Source organism: Bradyrhizobium macuxiense (genome assembly GCF_007993935.1).
In the GTDB taxonomy this organism is placed as follows: Bacteria; Pseudomonadota; Alphaproteobacteria; order Rhizobiales; family Xanthobacteraceae; genus Bradyrhizobium; species Bradyrhizobium macuxiense_A.
In genome coordinates, this window is record NZ_VITY01000026.1 from 1 (window position 1) to 21,824 (window position 21,824).

General features: G+C 62.1%; 23 protein-coding genes. 10 read left to right on the plus strand and 13 right to left on the minus strand.

All coding sequences use genetic code 11. The features are described 5' to 3' along the window. Positions 1 to 70 precede the first annotated feature (70 nt). From FBZ93_RS39460 to FBZ93_RS39475, 4 genes are all read right to left on the minus strand, one after another. Positions 71 to 505: a hypothetical protein gene (locus FBZ93_RS39460; RefSeq protein WP_146993100.1), complete on the minus strand. Its 435-nt coding sequence runs from the start codon at positions 503 to 505 to the stop codon at positions 71 to 73. Between the two features lie 21 nt (positions 506 to 526). Then, the gene (locus FBZ93_RS39465; protein ID WP_146993101.1) at positions 527 to 1,045 is read right to left on the minus strand and encodes a hypothetical protein; all 519 of its coding nucleotides are present in this window, start codon (positions 1,043 to 1,045) and stop codon (positions 527 to 529) included. A gap of 4 nt (positions 1,046 to 1,049) precedes the next feature. Next, positions 1,050 to 2,258: a HEPN domain-containing protein gene (locus FBZ93_RS39470; protein WP_146993102.1), complete on the minus strand. Its 1,209-nt coding sequence runs from the start codon at positions 2,256 to 2,258 to the stop codon at positions 1,050 to 1,052. A 527-nt stretch (positions 2,259 to 2,785) separates the two neighbouring features. Then, positions 2,786 to 3,646, minus strand: a complete 861-nt coding sequence (locus FBZ93_RS39475) for a hypothetical protein (protein ID WP_146993103.1) — start codon at positions 3,644 to 3,646, stop codon at positions 2,786 to 2,788. 127 nt (positions 3,647 to 3,773) lie between these two features. Here FBZ93_RS39475 and FBZ93_RS39480 point away from each other — a divergent pair, with 127 nt between their 5' ends. Further along, positions 3,774 to 3,983 (plus strand): hypothetical protein, encoded by a 210-nt coding sequence (locus FBZ93_RS39480; RefSeq protein ID WP_146993104.1) that lies wholly within the window; start codon positions 3,774 to 3,776, stop codon positions 3,981 to 3,983. A gap of 224 nt (positions 3,984 to 4,207) precedes the next feature. On the opposite strand, the gene FBZ93_RS39485 is transcribed toward FBZ93_RS39480, so the two are convergent. From FBZ93_RS39485 to FBZ93_RS39495, 3 genes are all read right to left on the minus strand, one after another. Then, positions 4,208 to 4,753, minus strand: a complete 546-nt coding sequence (locus FBZ93_RS39485; protein ID WP_433995484.1) for a DUF2285 domain-containing protein — start codon at positions 4,751 to 4,753, stop codon at positions 4,208 to 4,210. Between the two features lie 31 nt (positions 4,754 to 4,784). Then, a complete protein-coding gene (locus FBZ93_RS39490) occupies positions 4,785 to 4,994 on the minus strand; it encodes a transcriptional regulator domain-containing protein (RefSeq protein WP_146993106.1) in 210 nt (69 codons plus the stop codon). A gap of 134 nt (positions 4,995 to 5,128) precedes the next feature. Next, positions 5,129 to 5,392, minus strand: coding sequence for a DNA -binding domain-containing protein (locus FBZ93_RS39495; protein ID WP_146993107.1), 264 nt, complete (start codon positions 5,390 to 5,392; stop codon positions 5,129 to 5,131). A gap of 330 nt (positions 5,393 to 5,722) precedes the next feature. Here FBZ93_RS39495 and FBZ93_RS39500 point away from each other — a divergent pair, with 330 nt between their 5' ends. From FBZ93_RS39500 to FBZ93_RS39530, 7 genes are all read left to right on the plus strand, one after another. Beyond that, positions 5,723 to 6,304 carry a Tn7 transposase TnsA N-terminal domain-containing protein gene (locus FBZ93_RS39500; RefSeq protein WP_246667848.1) on the plus strand — a complete coding sequence of 194 codons (582 nt, stop codon included), beginning with the start codon at positions 5,723 to 5,725 and terminating at the stop codon, positions 6,302 to 6,304. Beyond that, entirely contained in the window at positions 6,301 to 7,977 is a 1,677-nt protein-coding gene (locus FBZ93_RS39505) for a Mu transposase C-terminal domain-containing protein (RefSeq protein WP_146993109.1), read from the plus strand. The genes FBZ93_RS39500 and FBZ93_RS39505 overlap by 4 nt, the downstream gene beginning before the upstream one ends. Further along, a complete protein-coding gene (locus tag FBZ93_RS39510; protein WP_146993110.1) occupies positions 7,974 to 8,864 on the plus strand; it encodes a TniB family NTP-binding protein in 891 nt (296 codons plus the stop codon). The genes FBZ93_RS39505 and FBZ93_RS39510 overlap by 4 nt, the downstream gene beginning before the upstream one ends. Positions 8,865 to 8,916: 52 nt before the next feature. Next, on the plus strand, positions 8,917 to 10,320 hold the full coding sequence (locus FBZ93_RS39515) for a TniQ family protein (RefSeq protein WP_246667852.1): 1,404 nt from the start codon (positions 8,917 to 8,919) through the stop codon (positions 10,318 to 10,320). Positions 10,321 to 10,453: 133 nt separating this feature from the next. Beyond that, positions 10,454 to 10,696, plus strand: coding sequence for a helix-turn-helix domain-containing protein (locus tag FBZ93_RS39520; RefSeq protein WP_146993112.1), 243 nt, complete (start codon positions 10,454 to 10,456; stop codon positions 10,694 to 10,696). A 210-nt stretch (positions 10,697 to 10,906) separates the two neighbouring features. Then, positions 10,907 to 11,140, plus strand: a complete 234-nt coding sequence (locus FBZ93_RS39525; protein ID WP_027583920.1) for a helix-turn-helix domain-containing protein — start codon at positions 10,907 to 10,909, stop codon at positions 11,138 to 11,140. Positions 11,141 to 11,303: 163 nt separating this feature from the next. Further along, positions 11,304 to 11,768, plus strand: a complete 465-nt coding sequence (locus FBZ93_RS39530; RefSeq protein WP_246667849.1) for a hypothetical protein — start codon at positions 11,304 to 11,306, stop codon at positions 11,766 to 11,768. A 75-nt stretch (positions 11,769 to 11,843) separates the two neighbouring features. On the opposite strand, the gene FBZ93_RS39535 is transcribed toward FBZ93_RS39530, so the two are convergent. From FBZ93_RS39535 to FBZ93_RS41025, 3 genes are all read right to left on the minus strand, one after another. Beyond that, complete coding sequence (locus tag FBZ93_RS39535; protein ID WP_146993114.1) at positions 11,844 to 12,170, minus strand: DUF736 domain-containing protein; 327 nt, start codon at positions 12,168 to 12,170, stop codon at positions 11,844 to 11,846. Between the two features lie 595 nt (positions 12,171 to 12,765). Then, the gene (locus FBZ93_RS39545) at positions 12,766 to 13,206 is read right to left on the minus strand and encodes a hypothetical protein (protein ID WP_146993115.1); all 441 of its coding nucleotides are present in this window, start codon (positions 13,204 to 13,206) and stop codon (positions 12,766 to 12,768) included. A 148-nt stretch (positions 13,207 to 13,354) separates the two neighbouring features. After that, complete coding sequence (locus FBZ93_RS41025) at positions 13,355 to 13,519, minus strand: hypothetical protein (protein WP_167529453.1); 165 nt, start codon at positions 13,517 to 13,519, stop codon at positions 13,355 to 13,357. Positions 13,520 to 13,834: 315 nt separating this feature from the next. On the opposite strand from FBZ93_RS41025, the gene FBZ93_RS39550 reads away from it, so the two are divergent. After that, complete coding sequence (locus FBZ93_RS39550; protein WP_146993116.1) at positions 13,835 to 14,044, plus strand: hypothetical protein; 210 nt, start codon at positions 13,835 to 13,837, stop codon at positions 14,042 to 14,044. A 351-nt stretch (positions 14,045 to 14,395) separates the two neighbouring features. Beyond that, a complete protein-coding gene (locus FBZ93_RS39555) occupies positions 14,396 to 14,950 on the plus strand; it encodes a hypothetical protein (protein WP_246667850.1) in 555 nt (184 codons plus the stop codon). Between the two features lie 191 nt (positions 14,951 to 15,141). Here the strand turns inward: FBZ93_RS39555 and FBZ93_RS39560 are convergent, their stop codons facing one another. From FBZ93_RS39560 to FBZ93_RS39570, 3 genes are all read right to left on the minus strand, one after another. After that, positions 15,142 to 16,077: a DUF2493 domain-containing protein gene (locus FBZ93_RS39560; protein WP_146993117.1), complete on the minus strand. Its 936-nt coding sequence runs from the start codon at positions 16,075 to 16,077 to the stop codon at positions 15,142 to 15,144. Between the two features lie 324 nt (positions 16,078 to 16,401). Next, the gene (locus FBZ93_RS39565) at positions 16,402 to 17,448 is read right to left on the minus strand and encodes a DUF7146 domain-containing protein (RefSeq protein ID WP_146993118.1); all 1,047 of its coding nucleotides are present in this window, start codon (positions 17,446 to 17,448) and stop codon (positions 16,402 to 16,404) included. Then, positions 17,448 to 21,779, minus strand: a complete 4,332-nt coding sequence (locus FBZ93_RS39570; protein ID WP_146993119.1) for a strawberry notch family protein — start codon at positions 21,777 to 21,779, stop codon at positions 17,448 to 17,450. Before FBZ93_RS39570 ends, FBZ93_RS39565 begins: the two co-directional genes overlap by 1 nt. Positions 21,780 to 21,824: the final 45 nt, after the last annotated feature.

Genomic DNA, 21,824 nt, shown 5'->3' on the forward strand with positions numbered 1-21,824 from the left:
CGTCAGCCTTCCGGCGATCGCCAGCTGACCAGCCCGGCTCTCGCCGGCGAACGCGGTGACCCGCCGCCACCTACACCACGCTAGGGGACACGATCTTGCCGCGCCGCCAGTAAAGCCAGAAATCAATATGCCGATTACCCATAGCTTCGACCGCTACTCCGTCCTTAAACTTCGGCCTGATTAGTAGGTCTTTGCTATCGCCCGGCTTGAGCATGAACGGGCGAAACATTCCCTCTGTCTGGCCCCTTAAAAGATTACCAATCTCGAAATCTTCGGTCAGAAAATAAACTTGCCGCCGCTCCGTCGCTCTTTTGATCATAACGTCATAGTTAGTTGTGTTCTTGATTCTGACGAAAACCAGCTTTTGGTCGCCGGAAGTGCCGGTGGTGAGCGACGCAATCGGCCTTCCCTTATAGAACCGGTCCCCGAATGACATCAGGCCGCCGATCAGACCAACGATACCGCCAACCACGCCAACAGTCGCGGCTAAGCCTCCATCTGCCATCGTTACCCCCCAGCTGCTGCGTTAGACCTTCAACCCGTGTTCGTCCTCGCGATAACCTTTTAACCTGAAATCGGCTTGATCTGCCGGAGAGCGTCGAGAGCAATAGGCGCGAACTTGATTCGCCAGGGAATGCTCTCGCGTATCGATCAAATCGCTATCAGGTGGTCGAACTCTTTTCACTGACGGCTCATCGAGGAAAGCCAAGAAGTCCGGGTTGCGGTCGACCTCAGCCAACGCATCCAACAGCAAAACGCCCTCAACGATAAGCGGGGCCTTCCCGCGTGCTTTAATGCAGCGGTCTAAGTCCGCGTCACGCCGCGCGATTGGTGCAGGCACATCACTCCGTATCGTGAACAGATCAAGGTGGATGACCGGCAGACCGAGTTGCCACCCTAGCCAGTTAGACAAGTGTGTCTTTCCCACACCTCCGGCCCCATCGATACCGATGAGAAGCGGGACATAGCTCGGTCCGAGTGCCGACTGTAATGCTGTCAAAAGCTCTTCGTGCTCTGCGGTCGCAACCTTCCACGCGCCATGCATATGCTTATGGCTCCCGGCGTCGTGGTTCGAGTTCCAGAATGCGCCAATCCGGCTTAGCGCCCATATCGAAGAAGCTTCGCAATAGCTGCCTGAAGATACCTGAACACTCTTCGATGAGTTGAACATTTCTGGCGTACTCATCCGACCCTAAGCTGCCGCCGTGCGTGGCCTTGCTTCGAAGGTCATAGAGCTGGCCGACTTTTCGCCTAACGGTTCGACGCCAATCGAGCGTGCCCCCAATCGCTTGAGCGGTGCGAACCGCAACTTTCCAGCTTATCGCTGTCCAGCTTTCGCTCTCGCCACTAACAGCGATCTCGAACGCAAGGGCGAGGTCAAGAATCCTATCGATCAACTGCGTTCGGCATTTGCTGAGCATAAAACGATTCATCGACCGCCGCAGATCAGATTGAAAGTGCTCGGGAAGCGCCAAGAATCTGCGAGTGTCATCTAGAATCGTTTGCGCATCGACACCGACCGGCGCGCCTATTCGCGGCGACACTTCGGGAAAAGTCCACGTAAGCCAATTTTCCCAGACTGCAATGTCTATCTCTTCGTCGTCGTATTCGAACCAGTAACCGAACGCGAGCGGGCTTCCGACTGAAGCGGCCTCCAAGACAATCCAAAAAGTCATCGCCTCGTGCTGCAATCGATCAAATTCTAGAAACGATGCATTGTCCGTTCGAATGTATGGGAAGTCTGGGGCATCGATAATAAAGGCGGCCGCCGGGATGCCAAAAAGACTCGTCGATACCCAAGCGGCCTCATCGTATTGCCGCCTCGCGCGGTTCGTAACGTGCGTTTTCATGTAGGATTCTGTCAGTGCTGCAAAAGGCACCAGTCGTACAGAGTCCGACAGTCGAATTTCCTCAGTTATTGAGATGCCCCATATAGCGCTCCGAAAGCTTCCGTTGGCCGAACGCAAGGACAGCAATCGTAATAACCAGTCGGCCGCTTCGGCAACTTTATACTGGGCTCGTTGAAAGACCGGCAATCTGAGGCCACCAGAGCTAATCACGCGACCGCCGTTGGCTGTATACAATACGTGACCCGCAACTTCCTGATACGCTGTGCATTGATCGATGGCTGCCTCAACCGGACCAAGAATTTCCCGGTCGGGCTGCGGGCGAGCCAATAGCGTATGATGGCCGTGCTTCGCTTCGTACGCTGAGACGGCTTGCTTGAGAGCGGCAACCAGCGTTTCACGGTCTGACATTCAAGCCCCCTTTGCAAGCTCGCGTCGCCATGATAACGGACGCTTGCCTAGCCAGGTCCGCTGGCAACGCGGGAGCACTCGACAGGAAAATCGTCAAAGCAAAAATCGGGGCAAGATCATCGTCCCGCTCCGGACATGAGGGGACTATCGCAGCTTCTCGCATCTTCCTAAGCTTAAAGACGGAGAATGTTCAGGTGTATCACCCTCGATGTACCCGCGCCCGTCTAGCATCTCATACCGAAGTGTGATCGCGTCCATCGTAAATCCTTGCCTCATACTGCCGCACACGATCCTGTTGCTAGTTTGCCCTTTTTTCGTTCGTGTGCAGACCGGCTGAGTAGTTCCAGAACCGATCAACTTAACCGCATAACTCTACTGCTTGCCATCGAGCGTAAACGGCCTTGGGAATTCTTCGACAAGAAACTCGCCCCGCTTTACATCAAAGCTTGATTGCACCCACTGCTTTCCATCCCGAGAAAACCCGACAGCTTGGTCCGCCGTACAATTGAGCGCGAGCCCACCGCGGACTAGCCACCGATCTGTGTGCCGGAACTGACGCCACCTATATTGACAGTTGCGTTTATGATCCTGCCAAAGTGAATTCCGCGCCTGCAACTGATGCCATCCCACAACGAAAGGCGCTCAACCTCATCTGGTTTGCCTTGTGCAAAGACGTACATTGCAAGTCCCGTGAGGTCGAAATGGATTGGAATGTCGGCTTGAAGCATCGCGACTAAACTATCCGCTTCCGAAGCAGGAACGTGTTGCTCCAAAATGAAAAGCCATTCTTGTAGCGGGTAAACAACTTTCGCCACGTCATGCCTTAGGGTCGGCGTTGGTAATGTGCCTCTTCGCTCTGGATCGGTGTTATTTGGGGCATCAAATTTGATGTTCCCCGCTAGCTTTTCAAATTCAACAGCGCCTCCCGTTCCGTTGAAGACCCGGATCGTTAATTCACAACGTCTATTTTTCCCCAAGTCATCCAACATAACTCGTATTTCACCGACGTAGAGGCCCACCGCTAAAGTCGGCGGCGACTGGGTAACCGTGGGAGGAGGAATCTTGTCGTCCGACGCCAGAGCGGGACCGTTTAGTTGCGGAATTTTGGGAGAGTCAACTTGAACTGGGGCTTGCTCAGCACGCCAAACGCGGACCGCTATACCGAGCAAGAGGAACCCCACCGCCAAGAGCACCCAAGCGGTCAAAAACGCTATAGCTGCTCCCGCCATGTGGAAGGTCGACCAATACCAGTCCCAGGTCGTACTGGCCCATGCGATCACCGCCGCCGCTGTGAGACCAGTGATAGCAGAGATGACCCACCACGCCCAGCTTCCAAGGCTAAGAAGGGTATTGGCTGGCTGCAAAACTCGGCTGTAGAGATTCCCCATGCAGCGATCTTACCTGCACGTTCTGAGCTGGCGCTAGTCCGGACTCCGCACTTCCAGCGTAGCCAAGGCATCAATTTCGAGGCTGCCTGCTGCACTCACAAGCCTCCCTTGACGAATATAGAACATAATGAGAACATTAGCCAGGCAGCAAAAGAATGGGCTGAAGGTGTCCGAGGCAGCGACTCTCAAACTACAGTCGGATGCGCAGGCATTGAAAGCGGCTGCCGATCAAGCAATCGCAGCTTGCGACGGTGACGCACGCGAAGCTGTGAAGGCGTTGTTGATTGCGAACGAATTTCTTGAGCGCGAGATGGAAGCGCAAGTCTCACACGGCTAGTCGGGATGATGGTGACCGTATGTTTCCCGAACCATCTGTTCGCTCATTCCCAAAATCCGGCTGCGTCCCACGTGCTAACGCCGCTTTTCATCAGCCAAATCGCAGCGGTGTGGCAAGATGTGCGGCGTGATGTTGCTTATCGACAAATCCAAGTTGGCAAGGCGCACCGGAGAGGCGAAGCCGGTCTTGACCGAAGAAACAGGTTTAGAGGGTCGACTGACCGGTCAGAGGCCGCGCAGGAGTTTCAGGTAGCCTCGCTCGACCAAGGCAATTGAATCATGGATGAGACGGTTGGCCTTGCGGCGGGCGTGTGAATCCTTCCACTCGACGGACGGAAGCTGGGCGTGGTCGGAGGCGAGCACCTTCGCTGCCACGTCTCGGGGGCGGCCGCCAGACTCGTGAACGTCGAAGGCGTGAAGGAGCTGGATCAATCGGCCTTTCTGAAAGGACGTCAGCCGGAGGGCCGCCGGCAAAAGACCGATACGCTGGCCCCCAAGGCGGCGGACGAAATGTAGCGCGACCTCGAGCCGCAATTCGGACATGCTGTCGAGCGGCAGAAGCACGGCAGGACGTCGCGCGGCCCGCTCGTCCTGCAAGCGGACATGAAGTTCACTCGATCCGTCCGCGATCACCAGTTCGCGACCGTCGGCATCCGTTCGCTCCACGAACGGCTGCCCGAAGGCATTGTTGTCAATCGAATGGATGGTATCGAAGCCGGACGGCGCCGGCGCGAGGATCAGTGTGCCCGGTGATAGCTCGGGGAGCCATATGGTTGGTTCGAGCCCAACGGGAGAGGCTGGGTTATGGGCGAAACCGCAACCCCCAACGACGTGCTAGACTGGAACGGGCGGTCTCGGGATCAACGCCGCCGCGCGCGATCTGATGCTGTGTGCGGGCGAAGTCGCGGCGGTAGTCAGCGTTGCGGCGCAGGAACTCAAGGGCGAATCCCGGGCGCTCGAGCCGCTTCAGGCGCTCGATCGTCTCCGGCGAGCGCCAATACTGTGTGGGCATGGGTGCATCCTCTTGCTTTTCTTGTTCTGTCGTCCCGGAGGACGGACACACCACCGTCTCGAAAGACGGCCCGGCAGACTAGACCCATAGGTTGCATCACCTAGGATCACAATTTGCGTGACTGTCGACCGCGGTCACTGCATTCGCGGTTCCAACAGATGCCTATATCCGGCTTCCGTCATCCATCGGGCACGTGCGAGATGGCTATCATGGACGATTTTGGCACGGTCCGGTTCTCGGGCAGGGTCGAGACCGAAGATCACCTGGACGACCTCGCGCCAGTCGGCGCCCTCTTCTTCAGCCATTAACAGCTGAACATAGATCGCGAGATGCTGCTCGTCATAGGCGTTCACACGATCGGTTTGTGGCGGCTGGTCCTGAAACGGCGCTTCGTTCATTGCAATCATCCCCCCTCAGCATCAAAGCAACATGAGACATTCATTTGGCTGCGGAACTTTGCAAGCTGCGAATTGTCACGCGACCTTCACGCGATGCGCAGACTGCATCGCGGTGCTCCCCCCAAACGGCAAACATGCCTTGGGCAGATGTCGGCGCTCCTTAATTCGTGAATCGGTCGGGTGAGATTCCCGAGACTTTTCCACAACCTTGGACTGGGGGAATTGCGCCGTAAGTGCGAATCGGCCAGAGAATGTGCCGCAAATGCGAACTGAGATTCACGCCAAGTGGAGTTCCGTTTGCGACGCATCCCCCTCAGCAGAAGGTCGCATGTGACCGGCTTCCAGCCGGCATCGACCGGCTGCGTAGAGCACGAAAGCGCGCTGGAGCGGGACTTCGTTACGCTGACCCTGTTCGATGATGCTGGCGCGGAGATCACCTCGCAGCCGGTCACGATCCGCTTCGAGCATGATGGGCGCGCGAGGCGGTACACGCCCGATTTCCTGGTGAAGTCGAGCGGCGGAACAGGGAGCCTTGTCGAGATCAAGTATCGCGCTGACCTGCGTGCACAATGGGAGCGGCTTCGGCCGGCGTTCAGCGCCGCGCGGCGCTGGGCTGCGGCCCGTGACCTGCAGTTCCGTGTCGTGACCGAGAGCGCGATCCGCGTCGCGCGGCTCGACGCCGCCAAGCGATTGCTGCCGTTACGATCGGCGCCGATGGACTCCACGCTGGCGGCAACAGCGTTGGCCGCCGCTGCCGACATGGCGTCTCTGACGTTCGAGGCATTGGTCGATGCCTTGCCCGCCAGCCGCGAGGCGGCGCTGGCGGTTGTCTGGCGGCTGATCGCGCGCGGCCAGCTTCGCGTCGATCTCGCCAGCCCCATCTGCCGCGATACCCGGATCACACCGGCATGAACACTCCCGATCTCACAACGGTCGGTGCCAAAGCGTGGAACGAGGCGCGGCGCTACCTGGCAGTGATCCGCCGCTTGGCCGAGGACGATTGCCGGACGCGGGCAAAGACCGTCGCAGCCGCGCGCGAGCTTGGCTGCGGACCGACCCGTGTCTATGCGCTGCTGCGTCAGTATCTGCTCGATCCACGCCTCACGAGCCTGCTGCCACAGCCGCGAGGCCGCAAGGTCGGTACGACTCTCCTCGACCCGGCGGTGGAAGCGTTGATCGAGGCGACGATCGACGATGTCTATCTCACCCGGCAGCGGGTTCGGCTCGTCGAGCTGACCGACGAGGTCCGGCGCGGTTGCGTCGCCGGCGGGCTCGCGCCTCCAAGCCGCAAAGCGATCACCGCCCGGCTGCGCGCCCGGAAAGCCGGAGACGTGCTGGGCAAGCGCGAAGGGCGCAAGGCGGCACGCGATCGCTACGCGCCAGTCAAAGGCGCGCTGAGCTCGGAGTACCCGCTCGCCCTCGTCCAGATCGATCATACCCTCGTCGACGTGATTGTCGTCGATTCCGAGACACGCGCGCCGATCCAGCGCCCATGGCTGACGGTCGCGATCGACGTCAACAGCCGTTGCATCGCCGGCTTCCATCTCTCGCTCGAGCCGCCTTCGGCGACGAGCGTCGCCCTGTGTCTCACTCACGCTGTGCTTCCTAAGACCAACTGGCTCGCCGAGAGCGGAATCAATGGCGCTTGGCCGGTGCGGGGCGTTCCCGAGCGGCTGCACCTCGACAACGCGAAGGAGTTCCGGTCGGAGGCATTGAAGCGGGGGTGCGAACAGTACGGTATCGCGATCGACTATCGGCCGGTCCGTACACCGCATTATGGAGGCCACATCGAACGGCTGATCGGAACGATGATGGGCAAAGTGCATCTGTTGCCGGGAACTACCTTCTCCAACGTCGCTGAGAAAGGCGACATAAATCCCGATAAGACAGCGGCGATGACAATCTACGAGGTCGAGCGTTGGCTGGGGCATGCGATAGCCGGCGTCTATCACCGCCAGCTGCATCGCGGCATCGGCATGCCGCCGATTGAAGCCTGGAGTCGTGGAATCGCTGGACACGGTGACGAGCTCGGTCGTGGTGAGCCGGCTACGGTTGCCGATCCGCGACGCTTCCTGATCGACTTCCTGCCGATCGAGCGCCGGCTTGTCCGTCGCGATGGTGTGCGGCTCCACTCCATCGCCTACTGGGCGGACGTGCTCTCTACCTGGATCGGCGAGCCCACACCGATGATCGTGCGCTACGATCCGCGCGACCTGTCGCGCATCTACCTGCTGGGACCTGACGACACCTACTACGATGTCGCCTATCGCGATCTTCGCCGCCCGCCGATCAGCCTGTGGGAGCACCGGCTGGTTTTGAAGCGGCTGCGCGAGGAAGGTCGCGCACTGATCGACGAAGCCGCGATCTTCAATGCCGTCGACGCCATGCGTGCAATCGCCGACGATGCTGTCAGGACCAGCAAGCGCGCCCGACGTCAGCGCGAACGCCGCTTCCAGGTAATCCAGGGCGGTCAGTCCGAAGCTGCGCGTATCGGCGAGAATGCTCAGGAAGATGATGGCACGTTCGATGAGGCGGACATGCTCCAACCGCACGAACGGATGCTCCCCGTCGAGGAGTGGTCGTGACAGGCAACTATCCGCATCTGCAACACTCGGCATGGGCCGACGAAGACGCTGCGGCACGCGTCCGACGCATTCGCACCGATCGTTGGATCGCCTATGCACGTGCGGAAGCCGCCCTGGCGGCGATGGAGGATGTGCTGTCGTTCCCGAAACGGACGCGGATGCCCAACCTGCTACTGGTCGGCCCGACCAACAACGGCAAGACGATGATTGTCGAGAAGTTCAGGCGCGCGCACCCTCCCACGGAGGCGCAAGACATGGCCGACGGCAACGCCTTGATCCCGGTGATCAGGGTACAGATGCCTTGCGGGCCCGATGAGCGGCGCTTCTTCGGCGCCATCCTCGATGCGTTCGGCATGGAACCCTGGCGCAGCGATAAGGTCGCCGCCCGGCAGGATCTTGCCGTCCGCCTCATGCGCCAGACCGCCGTCCAACTCCTCGTGATCGATGAGCTCCACAACGTGCTGTCAGGCGCGCCGATACAACAGCGTCGGCTATTGAACCTGCTACGCTGGCTCGGCAACGAGCTGCAGATCCCGCTGGTCGGTGTGGGCACCGCCGAAGCACTTCGTGCAATCCGCAGCGATGACCAACTGGTCAACCGCTTCGAACCTATCCCGCTTCCGGTCTGGACCGAGAATGACGAATATCTGCGCCTTCTCAGAACGCTTGAGGCGGTGCTGCCGTTGCGAAGACCGTCGGGGCTAGCGCGTCCCGCGCTTGCAGCCAAGATCTTCGCGCTCTCCGAAGGCGTCCTCGGGGAGATCGTCGCAATCGTGACGCGCGCGGCGGCGCACGCTGTGCTTACCGGCGCGGAAGCGATCACGTCGAAGCTAATTGAAGAGATGAGCTTCACACGGCCCTCCGATCGTCGCCGTGTTGCGATCTAGTCTTTACGCGGTCGAACCTTGCGGGCCGGTCCGCGGCGCTTCCGTGTTGCCGGTGCACGTCGAGCCGAACGACGGCGAGGCCCTTTGCTCGTGGCTGGCGAGGCTCGGCCAGCGCCTCGGGTTGAGACCCGTCGATACGGCGCTGCAGGCGTTTGGGATCGAAAGCCGGCATCGACCGGAGTGGTGGCGGCGTCCCAGCTCGGCCGAGGTCGCCATCCTGGCTCGTCGGACCGGCCTCGCGACCGAGCGCATCGAAGCCATGACGCTCACGGCCTGGGCGCACGATCGATCGGATGAACGTCACGAGCGGTTCGGAGCACGCGGCTTCCAGAGTCAGCGCGCCAGGTCGGCAACGGTCAGGCCGACCCCGCAATGCAGCGCCTGCCTGTCTGCCGATGAAACTCCCTTCATCCGGCTCGAATGGATGATCGGCTGGGTCGCCGTGTGCCGGAAGCATCTGACACACCTCACCGCGAATTGCCCAGGATGTGGCGCCGCTCTGAACCTTCCAGGTCTGAGCTTGTGGCGGCCTGTTGTAATCGGCCGATGCACCAGCACCAGGTGCGAACGGCAGATGGACGACTCGCATGCGGCGCCCGCTCTCGCCGTGGTGAGCGACATACAGGCCCGCTTGCTTCGTCTGAAGCATGATGGCGCGGGCCCTCTGCCGGGAATCGGCTGGGTGACATGGGCGACCTTGGTTGGGTTGGTCGACCTGGTGCTGAGCGCGCTGTGGCGCTCGCGCGCACGGCATCCCCGTGAACGGCTGTTCCGACGCATTGTGATCGACAACGGCCTGGACCCCGAACAGCGTCTCCAGATCGACTGGCCATCTAACTATGGCACGTTGCTCGTTCTCGCCTGGTTGTTCGCAGAATGGCCCGGTCGAATGACGGAGGCGATGGAGCTGGTTCGGGCGCCCTCGCTCCCTGAACTTGTCGGCTTCGTCGGCAAAGTTGGTGGCGCGCCCGACGGCCAACTCGTGAAGTTGCTGGCCGGCTCGGTGCCCGACCGGCCCCCGATTGAAGTGGAATGGCGGCGCTGGCTGGATAGCCTCCCCGAGACCGCGGATATGCTGCGGGAACGCAGCTGGCGGGAGTTCCGGCAAGGTGCGAGCGAGAGGTTGAGAGCGCTTGCCGATCTTCGAGCCGGCATGGACGTCGCGACAGTCGCCCGCCGAAGCAAGCTGCGAACCACGACTGTCGAGCGTTGGCTCGAAACGGGAATGGAATATGGCCTCGACGCGCTCATCAGCGAACAGATGCACCTGAGCGTCTTGGACCCGGATCAACGCGCCGTGATCTCGGACTGGCTGGAATCCGTCTCCAGGTTCAGCAAAGGGCCGAACGCATGGTGTGCTGAGCACGCCCAGCACGAGATCGCAATCCGGTTCGGCATCCTGCTGACGCCCTCGGCGGCACATAGCCTGTACCGGCGGAGTCTTCCCCCGCGCTGATCGCCAACCGTTCATCATGCATCCGGTTCGGGTTTTATGACACATCGACAGGTACGACCGTTGGGGTTCCTCAGAGCCGATTGTAGAGAATACTCCGTGGTGAAATACTCCTCAATAGACCTCTCTCGTCTCCATGGAGATACGGGAGATTCTGGCGCGCAATTTGAGAAAGCATCGGCAGGCTGCAGGCCTGTCTCAGGAGGAGCTTGCCCATCGTGCCGAGATAGATCGTGGTTACATCAGTTCGCTTGAACGCTGCCGATATGCAGCCAGCATCGATGTGCTCGATCGACTTGCCCGTGAATTAGGAATCGAAGCAGCGGATCTCTTGCAGAAGAGAACGCGCGGCACGCCACGCGGAAAGCGGGGCACTTGACGAATAGAGAAGTTTGGGCTCGCCGGCTCTTCAATCGACACCGTTCACCCTGCTCCGTCCAGTTCGGGTTTTAAGGCACAAGTTCGCAGTTAAGGCACTAGTTCGCGCTTTACGGCACATCGACAGCAGAGCTTATGAATAGCATGGTGCCACACGAATCGGAACGATCGTTCCTGGAACGATAGTTCCGATATGGGTTCCCTTGTCGCCATGGATCTCAAGGAGGTCATGGCGATCAATCTGCGTCGGAGTCGTCATGTGAAGAAGATGACGCAGGAAGAGTTAGCCGATCGCGCCGGACTGAGTGTCCGTTACGTTGGCGCAATCGAGCGTGCCGATGTGTCGGCCAGCGTGACGGTGCTGGGCCGAATCGCAAAGGCCCTGGGCGTCGAGGCAACTGACCTGATCAAACGAACGACGGTTCATTCTCATCGTGAGCGATGACAAGATGAGTTTGTGCTCGGCGGTGGCACTAACACATTGGGAATCATCTCGGTGTTACGTCGCGAACGGGTGGATCGGCGGTTTCACACAAATCTGCTCTATCTCCAAAGACGCTTGCTCTGGTCCAATGGACGGCGTAGTTGGCGAGACGGAGTATGCAACAATGACGACCCTATACGAGCACTTGCCGGTCGATATTCGCGAAGTAGTAGACGCTTATGTCGTGGATCTCAGTCCCCACCCTTGGCGAACTCGGTTCCTCGCACTCATTGACCTTCTGGAAGAGAAGTTGGAGTCTAGAACCGAGCCAAAGCGCTGGCGCCTAATCCAACAATGGACAGGCATCGTGACGGCGACGTTGGAGCACTTGCGGCCCGACAGTTCGGTCGTCGAATGCCTGGGGCTGATGAGCATCAGCTTCAACGAGCAGTGGCGCGCTCAGGCGCTTGGCCAGATCGAGCGGGATCCGACGGTGCTGGACCGGCTCGTCGCGATATGTTCCGACTGGGAAGACATCGTCGATAGCGTTTTGGAGGCGCTAATAAAAGACGGCCAATCAAAGCGCGACAGGCTCGCAGCCGCTGACCGGGATCTATTCCAGCGTCAGCACATGATCCGCCGTCATTGATTGAAAGTCTGCGCGGCCAGCTCGCGCATGGCAATGCCCCGCCCGGACCAGCCGGACGAGGCACTGCGGATCGGCTTAGTCGCCGTTGCGACGGGTGGGGCGAGACCAGATCAGGCTGAAGCTCTCACCCTCCTCGTCGTCGAAGAGGTTGGCGAAGATCGGAGCGGTGAAGCTCGGATCGTCGAGCTTGAGACCCAGATAGTCGCGGCCCTCGTTGGAGCGCTTGGACCAGCCGGCCCCGATCTCAACTCGGCCGACATAGACCCGGTGGCTGGGTGCGTTGTCGCCCGAGCGGCTGGTTTCGGGAACGATCCGGACGTTCCTCGCCTGGAGCGAGAGGGTGACGATTTCGCCGGTGAACTCGTTGTTGCCGGTCTTCTTGAAGGTGCCGATGGTCGCCATGGTAGTTCTCCTTGATCTCTGTTTTCCGAGCCCGCACCTTGCGGCCTCGATGGTGATCGACAGGGCCGGAGGCGATCGACGGCGCACCCCGAAGGGGCTCGACAGCAAAGGAGGAGCTTTCTTGTCTCGCGAGGAATGACGGCGCAGCTGGCAGGGGAAGAAAGTTTTGACGCCGCTGTTGCGCCATAGGCGGTCGAGGCTTCAGCCGGCCTTCGGCCAGATCAATCCATCGAAGAGGCCGTTCGGTGCGCTCGATCTAAACAGAGCTGGCATCAAGGAGAACGTGGCGACGTATGCGCCAACTTGGGATCCGGCAGGAGAACGGGCGAACGAAACCTCCCCGCGTGAACCGAAAACGGGCAGTCGCTTCCACGAACATTACTCGGCGGCACGCCCCCCACCTACACCAGTCGGCATTGCACCGTGGCTTGGGCGTGGCTGAGCCCGCCATCGCTCACGGGCGCCTCGCGCTGGGCTCGAGAGACGATCGGTCTGAGCTTCACCGCTCCGATCAACAGCACGCCTTCACACGGCGACGGCCGCGTAGCTATCGGAAGTATGATTTGGTTTCGCCTCGTCTTCTGCTGAGACGGGATCAGCCTCGTACCATGCCTTGTCCGGCTGGTCTGGGTGCGGCCCGACCTGTGAAGCGCAGGAACGCCGTGACGCTTACCGCGATGGCGCCGACGACCGAGACGATCATCTGCCAGGTCGCCGACGGCATCACCATGTGAGCGATCCCATGCGTGGCGCTGTAGCCGGCGACGGTTGCCGGAGCGACGAAGAGGAGAATGAGCAGCAGTCGCAACCATGTCCACGGTACGAAGCCGAGCGCGAATTGTCCAACGCCGAAGGTCGCGCCACCCGCCGAAAGACCGATCAAGATACCGCCGAACACACCGGCACCGGTGTCGAAGGCCCAGATGCCAACCGTCAGGCCGACAAAGAAAGGCAGCGCAAAGACGGCAAGCGTGAGCATGAGCCAGCACAAGAAGCCGATGCCGACGATGACAAGCGGTGGTCCAAGGATCATCATGGTGGTCTCCGCGAGATACAATTCTGACGGTCGCGCCTTCCACCACCACCACGGCGCAAGCCGGAGCATAGCCGAAAGGGAATGTGATCGGGAGCGGAAATCCGAAAGGACTTCCGCTCCCGAACCGGCACGCTACGGCATTCCCTCCTCATGGAAAGGGATCGAATTCGTGGACGACGGCAGCAGGATCGCCGTCGTATTCGGCGGCCGGCATGACGCCGTATCCGCCGGTGCCGGCCCGGAAGATGACGACGCAAACCATGAGGGTGGTGGCGAGGCTCCAGCCATTGGCGAAAGCGAGAGACTGAGACATTGATCCGGCTCCTGTGCTGTGGCGGGCCATCCCGCGCGACAGGCGCCCGATGTGTCCGGCCAGGGGCCGCAATCACCGCGTAGGCGAAGGCGAAGCGGCGGCACGCTTCAGCGTAAGCCGACCCCTCGCGGGTTGATGGCGTCAGGCTCCTGGCCGGACCAAGGATCAGCGCCATGGAAACGGGGTGGCGTCCGCTGGCAGGAGCCGTGTCGAAGCACACTGTCAATTGCAGCCGAAGCCTCGTTCTCCTCACGGTACGCCGATCGTTCGGCTAAGCTGCGCTTACGAATAGGCATGATGGCTGAGGTGGGCGCCATGGCGGAGCTCAAGGGACGCGAACTGCATCTGGTGAAGAAGGCGCTTGCCATTGCGGTGCTGGCTATTGAAAGGCAGCCGGGACCGTTTCAATCGACGTCTGACCAGAATGACATGAAGGCGCTACTCGACGGGCTGATCGAGAGCGATACCGAGCTGGCCTTCTATGCGCGCGCGGCACGGATCGCCGTTACTGGCGAGCCGGACTGATTGGGGCCAATCGCCAATACGGGCAGTCCGCCTCCCGGCCGCGTTAGCGATTGAAGCCGAATGGCGGAAACACGGCAACGTCGTGGTTCCGGCGCAGCCGAAAGCGCGGCCCGCAGGGCAACGCCCAGGTATTGACTTTCGACGGAAGGGAAGCGTTGTAGCCGGACGTCTACCCTCTGAGCATCATGGACGACTACCGTAGTAAAAGAGAGCGCCTGCGATTTTTTAGACCTGTCCTGATATTATTTGTCGAGGCATTGCGATTCTTACGGTGGCTGACTTCCCGCCCGCGTCTGCAGCCCGAAGTCGTCACGACCATTCGAGCCTCAACAGGCAGAACGAGGACGCGATATGGGAGAGATCAATATCCCCCGTGATCAACAAGATGTCCTTGCGGCCATCGATACCAACGAGCTGGACAGGGTTATCGAGCAAGCCATCCGCGGGGAACGATTGGGCGAGCTGCACCGTCTCCCTCTCACGAGTTGCGGATCCTACATTGCAAAGCAACTCCATTACTTGGAACAGGCCTTGACGGAACACCGCGAAGCCAAGGCGCCACGAAAGCGCGCGGAAACAGCAGACACCCTCCGACGCGCGGGCCGTGACCTATCCTTCGCAGTTCGGGCTATGAAGCGCCGGATGGAAACGGAACAGAAGGATGGCCAGCTCTTCCACGTCGATGACCAGATCATACCGCCCTACCGCTTTGACAAACGCCTGAGTGTCAGAGTGAGCTATCGGTGGCGCCGGACCGGCGATGACGAGTGGAGGCTCGGCAGCATAACCTTCGTCCATGACGTGGATCCACGTCCCGACTATACGACTCCTGCTCCCAAGCGAAAGCCGAGCGCTGCCAAACAGGAGCAGGAACGTCCAAGCAGTATCAAACGTGGGAGCACCTGAAGAGAGGAGCGCTCTATTCGGTCAGGGACTATTTTAGAGACGGTGATGACGGAGACAAGATCCCCAAAACATTCCAGGCGACAGTCGATCCGCATACCCGCGACCTGAACAATTACAGCACTCAGTTCTGGCGCCAGCAACCTTGAATTCCTTCGTCTATCCGGAGGACTGAAGGTAGAAGATGGCGGCGCTTAAGCGCCGCCCGTGCCGAAGCTCCAAACCGGGATACCGAGCTTTTTGGCCTTGTCGGCGAGATTGTCCTGAATACCCGTGCCTGGGAAGTGCAGGACGCCGATCGGCAGCTCGTGGACCATTGCGTCATTGCGCTTGAACGGCGCGGCCTTGGCGTGCTTCGTCCAGTCGGGCTTGAAGGCGATCTGCGGGACCTTGCGATTGTCGGCCCATTTGGCCGCGATCAGCTCGGCGCCCTTTGGCGATCCGCCGTGCAGCAGCACCATGTCCGGGTGCTTGGCGTGGACCTGGTCGAGCTTGGACCAGATCAGCCGGTGGTCGTTGAAGTCGAGTCCACCGGTGAGCGCCACCTTCGGCCCCGTGGGCAGGAGCACTTGGTTGTCCGCGCGCTTCTTCGCCGTCAGAAAATCGCGGCTGTCGATCATCGCGGAGGTCAGATTGCGGTGGTTGACCTTAGACCCGTTGCGCGGCCGCCAAGCGGAATGGGTTTGGCGTTCGAACTGGTCGGCGGCCTGGTCGCGCATCAGCTCGAAGGTGTTACGTCGCTCGATCAGCGTTTGGCCTTCTGCTGTCAGTCGCTCCAGCTCGACGGACTTGACCTCGCTGCCGTCCTGCTCCCGCTGCGACCGCTGCTGCGCCAGCTCATTGTCGTCGAGCTCGCGCTCGATCCTGTCGACGGCGCGGTGGAAGACGTTCACCGTCGACCAGAGCAGGTCTTCGAGGTCGGGCTCAAGGCGGGTGTCGGACAGCGCCACCACGAGGGCGTCGAAGATGTCGGCGATGCTGCCGACGAGAACGTTTGCTTCGGGAAGCGGCCGGGGATCGGGCTCGTCGTGGAAGGGTCTATAACCATGGAGCTGGAGTTCCTGGAGGACTTGGTCGGTCGGGGATGAGCCGTGGTGCGGCTCGAAATCATCATTGTGGTCCGTGGTCATTGCGGCTTTCCTTCGGTGGATTGACCGCGCCCATCGCGGCCTTCATGGCGACAAAGGCGGCAGGCGGAACGGACTTGCACCCGCAGCGCAGCGGAGGGCCGAAGCGGAGCGGAGGACCGACGGGGGCCGGCTATTTTGCCTCGCGATGTAAAGGCGGCTCTGCCGCCGACGGAAAATAGTCGGCCCACGAGGTTGCCGGTCCGGGCCGCTTGCCGCCCGATCGCCCTCTCAGAAGGCCGTGGGTGCGGTCCTCTCCGGCGCCGAGGGAAGCATGACCAGTGGCTCGCGGTGAGACGCGGGCGCGTCGCCCTCACCCTGTTCCGGCTATGCCACCAGCTCCATGAAACGGGCAACATCTTGCGCTACGACCTGCACGCGGCTGGCGACCCGAAGGGCGTCAAATCCGAGCAGGCGAAGATCCTCGTTGAAGTCGCCAAGCCGTGGCGAGATCACGATCGCCTCGATCCCGGCTTCCTGCGCCCGGTCGATCAAGGCTGCCACGGCGCCGTCACCGGCAGGATCGTTGTCGCGGGCGATGTACAGCCGGCGGAGCGTGTCCGGGAGGAGGATGGCGGAGAGATGTGCCGCCGAGAGCGCTGCGACCATCGGCATGGTCGGCAAGGCGCAGCGGAGCGACAGCATCGTCTCGATGCCCTCCCCGGCCGCCATGACTTCGCCAGCTACGCCAAATCGAACGGCGTGACCAAGCAGGTCGCCCATCGCCCGTTTCGGCGTGTCGATCAGCGCCTTGCCGAGCGTCATCTCGCTGAAGCCCCCGGGGTCAAGCCAAGTGCGAAGTGCGCCGGTCAGATGGCCGGAGAGATCGGTGACGGCGGCGATCATCGCCGGCCAGGTCTCGGTCGCACTGTGCTCGTCGGGCCGATAGTAGCAGCTCGGGTGAAAGCGCAGACTTCCGGTTTCGTGCAAAGCCGCAATGCCGCGATTGCGGAGATACGCTTCTACGAGTGTGCCCTCGATCGGCTGCGACATAGCGAACAATCGCCGCGCCGCTTCCGGCGATCCGGCGGCACCGGGTGTGCGCACGGGCTTTGGAGGCGGTTCAACGCGCGGCAGACTCAGAAAGCGTCGTGCCTCATTGGCGACGTCGCGAAAGTCGATGAAACCGCAGCTTTCGCGGATCACATCGAGGAGATCGCCATGTTCGGCCGAGGCGGCGTCGGTCCACTTGCCGGCCGGTCCCTTAACGGACTCCTTGAGCCGCACGAACATCGAGCGGCCGGGCGTATTGCGAACGTCGCCCACCATCCAGTAACGGCCCTGGCGCCGCCCATTGGACAGGTAATGGCGGCACACCGCCTCGGCGTCGCGCGCAAGACGGCGGGCCAGTTCGGAGGCGTTGTCGCGGGCCATCAGGCCGCCTCCCGCTCGACGATGCGCTCGATCGGATAGTGGTCGAGCACCTTCGCCAACACCCCGGCGCCATTCGCATCAGCCCGCACGAACATGCGCAATTTCCACGAGATGATCTCGCTGAAGAGGCCGTAGGCGCGCAGCCGGTCACGCATCGTATCGGTGAAGCCGGATAGCTCGATGCGGTGGGCACCCATCACGCGCACGCGGCGGAGCTGCAGGCCCTCGGCAAGGTCAAGGACGATTCGGCCCTCCATCAGCGCTGAGTAAGCTTCATCGGGGCTCAAACTGGTGGTCCCGGTCACGGAAGCGTTCGCCGCCCAGGCCGACGTAACCCTGCGACCAATGATGCGCTCGCCCCCGTCGGTCTGAAGCCGATAAACCCGCGTCGAGCCGTTCGGGAGCCGCTTCCATATCGGCAGCAGCAGGCCGGCGACGATGTGGAGCGTGCTCTCGGCGAACTCCGGCACGTCGGTGACTTCGCCGTTCCATGCTACGGCGAATGTCTCGCGATCCGCCGGCTGCCAGTGGCTCTCATCCATCATCTTCAGAGAAACATGTTGATGCTCCATCGGCCGGATCAGCCGCACGCGGCGTTCGATCTCGCCGTCATCGAGCATGAGGCTCGGTGCGGGCATCTGCACCGCGGCCTGGCCTGAGCGCTCGTTGACCAGCAGCACCGCGCGAGAATCGGCGAGACAATCGAGCGCTTGATCCAGCGTCATAGGACGATTGCGGCGGCGTTCGGTGATGGTGAGCAGCCGGGTTTCCGCGCCGGTGGCAGGATGCGTGTAGATCGCGCGCCGGTCGGTGATGAGGAAGCTATCAGCCTGCAGTGTCTCGAGGCCAACATCGTAGACGCCGCTCGCGATGGCACCCTCGACCTTGGCGTTGAGGAGCTGCTCGAAGGCCGTGAACAGCACACCTTGCAGGTCGATGGTGAGTGCGAGCAGCCGGTTCAGGAACGTGGTGATCGGCGGCAAGTCGTCCTTGATGCCGTTCACGTCCATGAGCTTTAGGCCCGTGGCGGCCTCGAACGTCTGGAGCGAGCAGCCCTCGACCTTGCCGCGCACGAGCAGCAGGTAGAGCTGGCGCAGCGCATCTCGAGCGTAGTGGCTCTCCAAATTGTCCTCGGGCCGGAACAGGCCCTGGCCGCCGGTCTGGCGCTGGCCGCGCGTGATGGCGCCCAGGGTGTCAAGGCGACGAGCGATGGTCGAGAGGAAGCGCTTCTCCGCCTTCACGTCGGTTGCGATCGGACGGAAGAGCGGCGGTTGCGCCTGGTTGGTGCGGTTTGTTCGACCGAGACCCTGGATCGCGGCGTCGGCCTTCCAGCCGGGTTCGAGCAAATAGTGGACGCGCAGTCGCCGATTCCGCGCTGACAGCTCGGCGTGATAGCTGCGCCCGGTGCCACCGGCGTCCGAGAACACCAGCACGCGCTTCAGGTCATCCATGAAGGCGGCGGTCTCGGCGAGATTGGCGGAGGCGGCACGGTTCTCGACGGCGAGGCGGTCACCCCTGCGCACCACGCGCCGCGAACGTCCGGTCACCTCCGCAACGAGGTCCGTGCCGAAGCGCTGCACGATCTGGTCGAGCGCGCCGGGAACAGGCGGAAGCGAAGCGAGCCGCTCGATCAGCTCATTGCGGCGGGCGACGGCCTCGCGGCTCTCGACCGGCTGGCCATTGCGAACGACGGGCCGCGACGAGAGATTGCCCTCGCTGTCGGTGAAGGGCTCATAGAGCTGCACTGGAAAGGAATGGGCGAGGTAGTCGAGAACGTATTCGCGCGGCGTGATGTCGACGCGAACGTCGTTCCACTCTTCGGTCGGGATCTCGGCGAGCCGCCGCTCCATCAGCGCCTCGCCGGTCGACACGATCTGGATCACCGCGGCATGGCCGTCGGCCAGGTCCCGCTCGATGGAGCGAACCAGGGTCGGCGTTTTCATGCTGGTGAGCAGATGACCGAAGAATCGCTGCTTGGCCGACTCGAAGGCCGAGCGCGCGGCCGATTTGGCCTGGCGATTGAGCGTGCCGGTCTCGCCGGTGATGTTGGCGGCCTGCATCGCTGCATCGAGGTGATTGTGGATGACGGCGAACGCGCCAGCATAAGCGTCGTAGATTTGGCGCTGCTCATCGGTGAGCTGGTGCTCGACGAGTTCGTATTCGACACCGTCGTAAGAGAGCGAGCGAGCGGTGTAGAGGCCGAGCGCGCGCAGGTCCCGGGCCAGGACCTCCATCGCCGCGACGCCACCCTCCTCGATCGCCTCGACGAACTCGGCGCGGGTAGCGAACGGAAAATCCTCCCCGCCCCACAGGCCGAGCCGCTGGGCGTAGGCGAGATTGTGGACGGTGGTGGCGCCGGTCGCCGAGACATAGACGACGCGGGCGTTGGGCAGCGCGTGCTGCAGGCGCAAGCCGGCGCGACCCTGCTGCGAGGGGCCGACATCGCCCCGCTCTCCCTTGCCGCCACCGGCGTTCTGCATGGCATGGCTCTCGTCGAAAATGATCGCTCCGTCGAAGTCGGCTCCCAACCATTCAACGATTTGGCGGACGCGCGATAGCTTCTCGCCGCGGTCGTCGGACCGCAGCGTAGCGTAGGTTAAAAATAGGATGCCTTCGGCCAACCGGATCTCGCGGCCTTGAGGGAAGCGCGAGAGTGGCGTGACCAGCAGCCGCTCCATGCCAAGCGCCGACCAGTCGCGCTGCGCGTCCTCCAGCAGCTTGTCGGACTTTGAGATCCAGACTGCCTTGCGCCGGCCCCGCAGCCAGTTGTCGAGAATGATCCCGGCGGACTGGCGCCCCTTGCCGGCGCCGGTCCCATCGCCGAGCATGAAGCCCCGGCGGAAGCGGACAGCGTTCGGCGCGTCGTCGCAGGCAGCTGTGACAAGGTCGAAGGTCTCGTCCACCGTCCAAGCGCCAGCAAGGTAGTCGCCATGCGCCTCGCCGGCATAGATCAGCGTCTCGAGCTGGGCGTCGGACAGGATGCCGTCGCTGACGAGGTTCGCCGGCAGGCGCGGCCGATAGCTCGGCTTCGGCGGCGCGACAGAGGCCATCGCGGCCGACTGCACCAGCTTGGTTGGATGCACCTGCGCGCCGGCAATCCGGATCGACTGAAGCCGGTATACCTCGTAGATGGCGTCGCTGAGGCGCGCGCCCTCGGGTGGCGTCCAGTCGACTGTCTCATAGGCGAGGTCAACGGCTTCGGGATCGGTGACCGACGTCTTGGCCGGCTGTGCGGCGGCACGTGCGAGATAGCCGCGCACGTTGCGAGGCTCCGGCGAGGTTGACTTGGGAAGCGCGCGGGCCGATGCGACGGTCGGGCGAGGTGGAAGGTGTTCGCCGATCCACCGGAGCAGCGTCGCGACGTCGGGCGCTATTCCCGGCGACTCCGGGAACGCGTGCGGATCATCGGCCGGCGCCTTGTCGATAACGGTCAACTGCGTCTCGATCGTCGTGCCGTGCCTGGCGTAGACCGCGCCGGCGATCGCGGCGGTGAACACCACGCGGCCGCGTTCCTGCAACCGGGCGAACGCGTCCCGCCAAGCCGAGGCTTCGGGTGAGACGTTTGCGCCGGTGATCGTGACGAGCCGGCCGCCGTCGGCGAGACGAGCCAAGGCCGAGGCGATGTGACGGTATGCAGCGTCGGCCATGCGGCCGGAAACGTTCGCCATTGCCGAGAACGGCGGATTCATCAGCACGACAGTCGGGACGACGGCCGGATCGAGGTGATCGTCGATTTGGGCTGCGTCGAAGCGCGTGACGGAGATGGCCGGAAAGAGGGAGGAGAGCAACATGGCCCGGGTCTCGGCCAGCTCGTTCAGCACGAGCTCGCCGCCGGCGATCTCGGCGAGGATGGCGAGCAGGCCGGTGCCCGCGGACGGCTCCAGCACGCGGTCCGCGAACGTGATGGCGGCCGCAGTCAAAGCGGCGAGGCCGAGCGGGATCGGCGTCGAAAATTGCTGGAAGCTCTCGCTCTCGACAGAGCGGCGCGTGTGGGTCGGCAGAAGCCCCGCGATCTTGTCCAAAGCGGAAAGTCGTGAAACCGGAGAGTCGGCTTTGCGGAACAGCGCCTTTCCGTATTTGCGTAGGAACAGGACGGTGGCGGCCTCACAGGCATCGTATGCCATCTTCCAATCCCAGGCGCCCGTCGCATCGGATGCGCCGAAGGCCGCTTCCATGGCGGCGCGCAGAATTGCGGCGTCGATGCGTCGGCCACGCTCGAGATGCGGGAGGAGTTGCTCCGCCGCAGCGATGATGATGCTGGCGCCGTCGGGAGCGCGGACAGGCGAGATCGGCGCGGCCTGGTCGGCCGCGATCGGAGAAAGGTCGGTCATGAAGGGAGCCTTAAGGAGAGCGGGAACGGGCCGAGCCGGCCGGCG

What these genes read in the sequence shown, in the direction of transcription:
- FBZ93_RS39490 (WP_146993106.1), bottom strand. Translation starts at nt 4,994, where the DNA reads ATGCCCACACAGTATTGGCGCTCGCCGGAGACGATCGAGCGCCTGAAG.
- FBZ93_RS39560 (WP_146993117.1), bottom strand. Translation starts at nt 16,077, where the DNA reads ATGACCACGGACCACAATGATGATTTCGAGCCGCACCACGGCTCATCC.
- FBZ93_RS39525 (WP_027583920.1), top strand. Translation starts at nt 10,907, where the DNA reads ATGGATCTCAAGGAGGTCATGGCGATCAATCTGCGTCGGAGTCGTCAT.
- FBZ93_RS39555 (WP_246667850.1), top strand. Translation starts at nt 14,396, where the DNA reads ATGGGAGAGATCAATATCCCCCGTGATCAACAAGATGTCCTTGCGGCC.
- FBZ93_RS39475 (WP_146993103.1), bottom strand. Translation starts at nt 3,646, where the DNA reads ATGGGGAATCTCTACAGCCGAGTTTTGCAGCCAGCCAATACCCTTCTT.
- FBZ93_RS39530 (WP_246667849.1), top strand. Translation starts at nt 11,304, where the DNA reads ATGACGACCCTATACGAGCACTTGCCGGTCGATATTCGCGAAGTAGTA.
- FBZ93_RS39545 (WP_146993115.1), bottom strand. Translation starts at nt 13,206, where the DNA reads ATGATGATCCTTGGACCACCGCTTGTCATCGTCGGCATCGGCTTCTTG.
- FBZ93_RS39550 (WP_146993116.1), top strand. Translation starts at nt 13,835, where the DNA reads ATGGCGGAGCTCAAGGGACGCGAACTGCATCTGGTGAAGAAGGCGCTT.
- FBZ93_RS39505 (WP_146993109.1), top strand. Translation starts at nt 6,301, where the DNA reads ATGAACACTCCCGATCTCACAACGGTCGGTGCCAAAGCGTGGAACGAG.
- FBZ93_RS39520 (WP_146993112.1), top strand. Translation starts at nt 10,454, where the DNA reads ATGGAGATACGGGAGATTCTGGCGCGCAATTTGAGAAAGCATCGGCAG.
- FBZ93_RS39570 (WP_146993119.1), bottom strand. Translation starts at nt 21,779, where the DNA reads ATGACCGACCTTTCTCCGATCGCGGCCGACCAGGCCGCGCCGATCTCG.
- FBZ93_RS39470 (WP_146993102.1), bottom strand. Translation starts at nt 2,258, where the DNA reads ATGTCAGACCGTGAAACGCTGGTTGCCGCTCTCAAGCAAGCCGTCTCA.
- FBZ93_RS41025 (WP_167529453.1), bottom strand. Translation starts at nt 13,519, where the DNA reads ATGTCTCAGTCTCTCGCTTTCGCCAATGGCTGGAGCCTCGCCACCACC.
- FBZ93_RS39460 (WP_146993100.1), bottom strand. Translation starts at nt 505, where the DNA reads ATGGCAGATGGAGGCTTAGCCGCGACTGTTGGCGTGGTTGGCGGTATC.
- FBZ93_RS39535 (WP_146993114.1), bottom strand. Translation starts at nt 12,170, where the DNA reads ATGGCGACCATCGGCACCTTCAAGAAGACCGGCAACAACGAGTTCACC.
- FBZ93_RS39565 (WP_146993118.1), bottom strand. Translation starts at nt 17,448, where the DNA reads ATGGCCCGCGACAACGCCTCCGAACTGGCCCGCCGTCTTGCGCGCGAC.
- FBZ93_RS39495 (WP_146993107.1), bottom strand. Translation starts at nt 5,392, where the DNA reads ATGAACGAAGCGCCGTTTCAGGACCAGCCGCCACAAACCGATCGTGTG.
- FBZ93_RS39465 (WP_146993101.1), bottom strand. Translation starts at nt 1,045, where the DNA reads ATGCATGGCGCGTGGAAGGTTGCGACCGCAGAGCACGAAGAGCTTTTG.
- FBZ93_RS39480 (WP_146993104.1), top strand. Translation starts at nt 3,774, where the DNA reads ATGAGAACATTAGCCAGGCAGCAAAAGAATGGGCTGAAGGTGTCCGAG.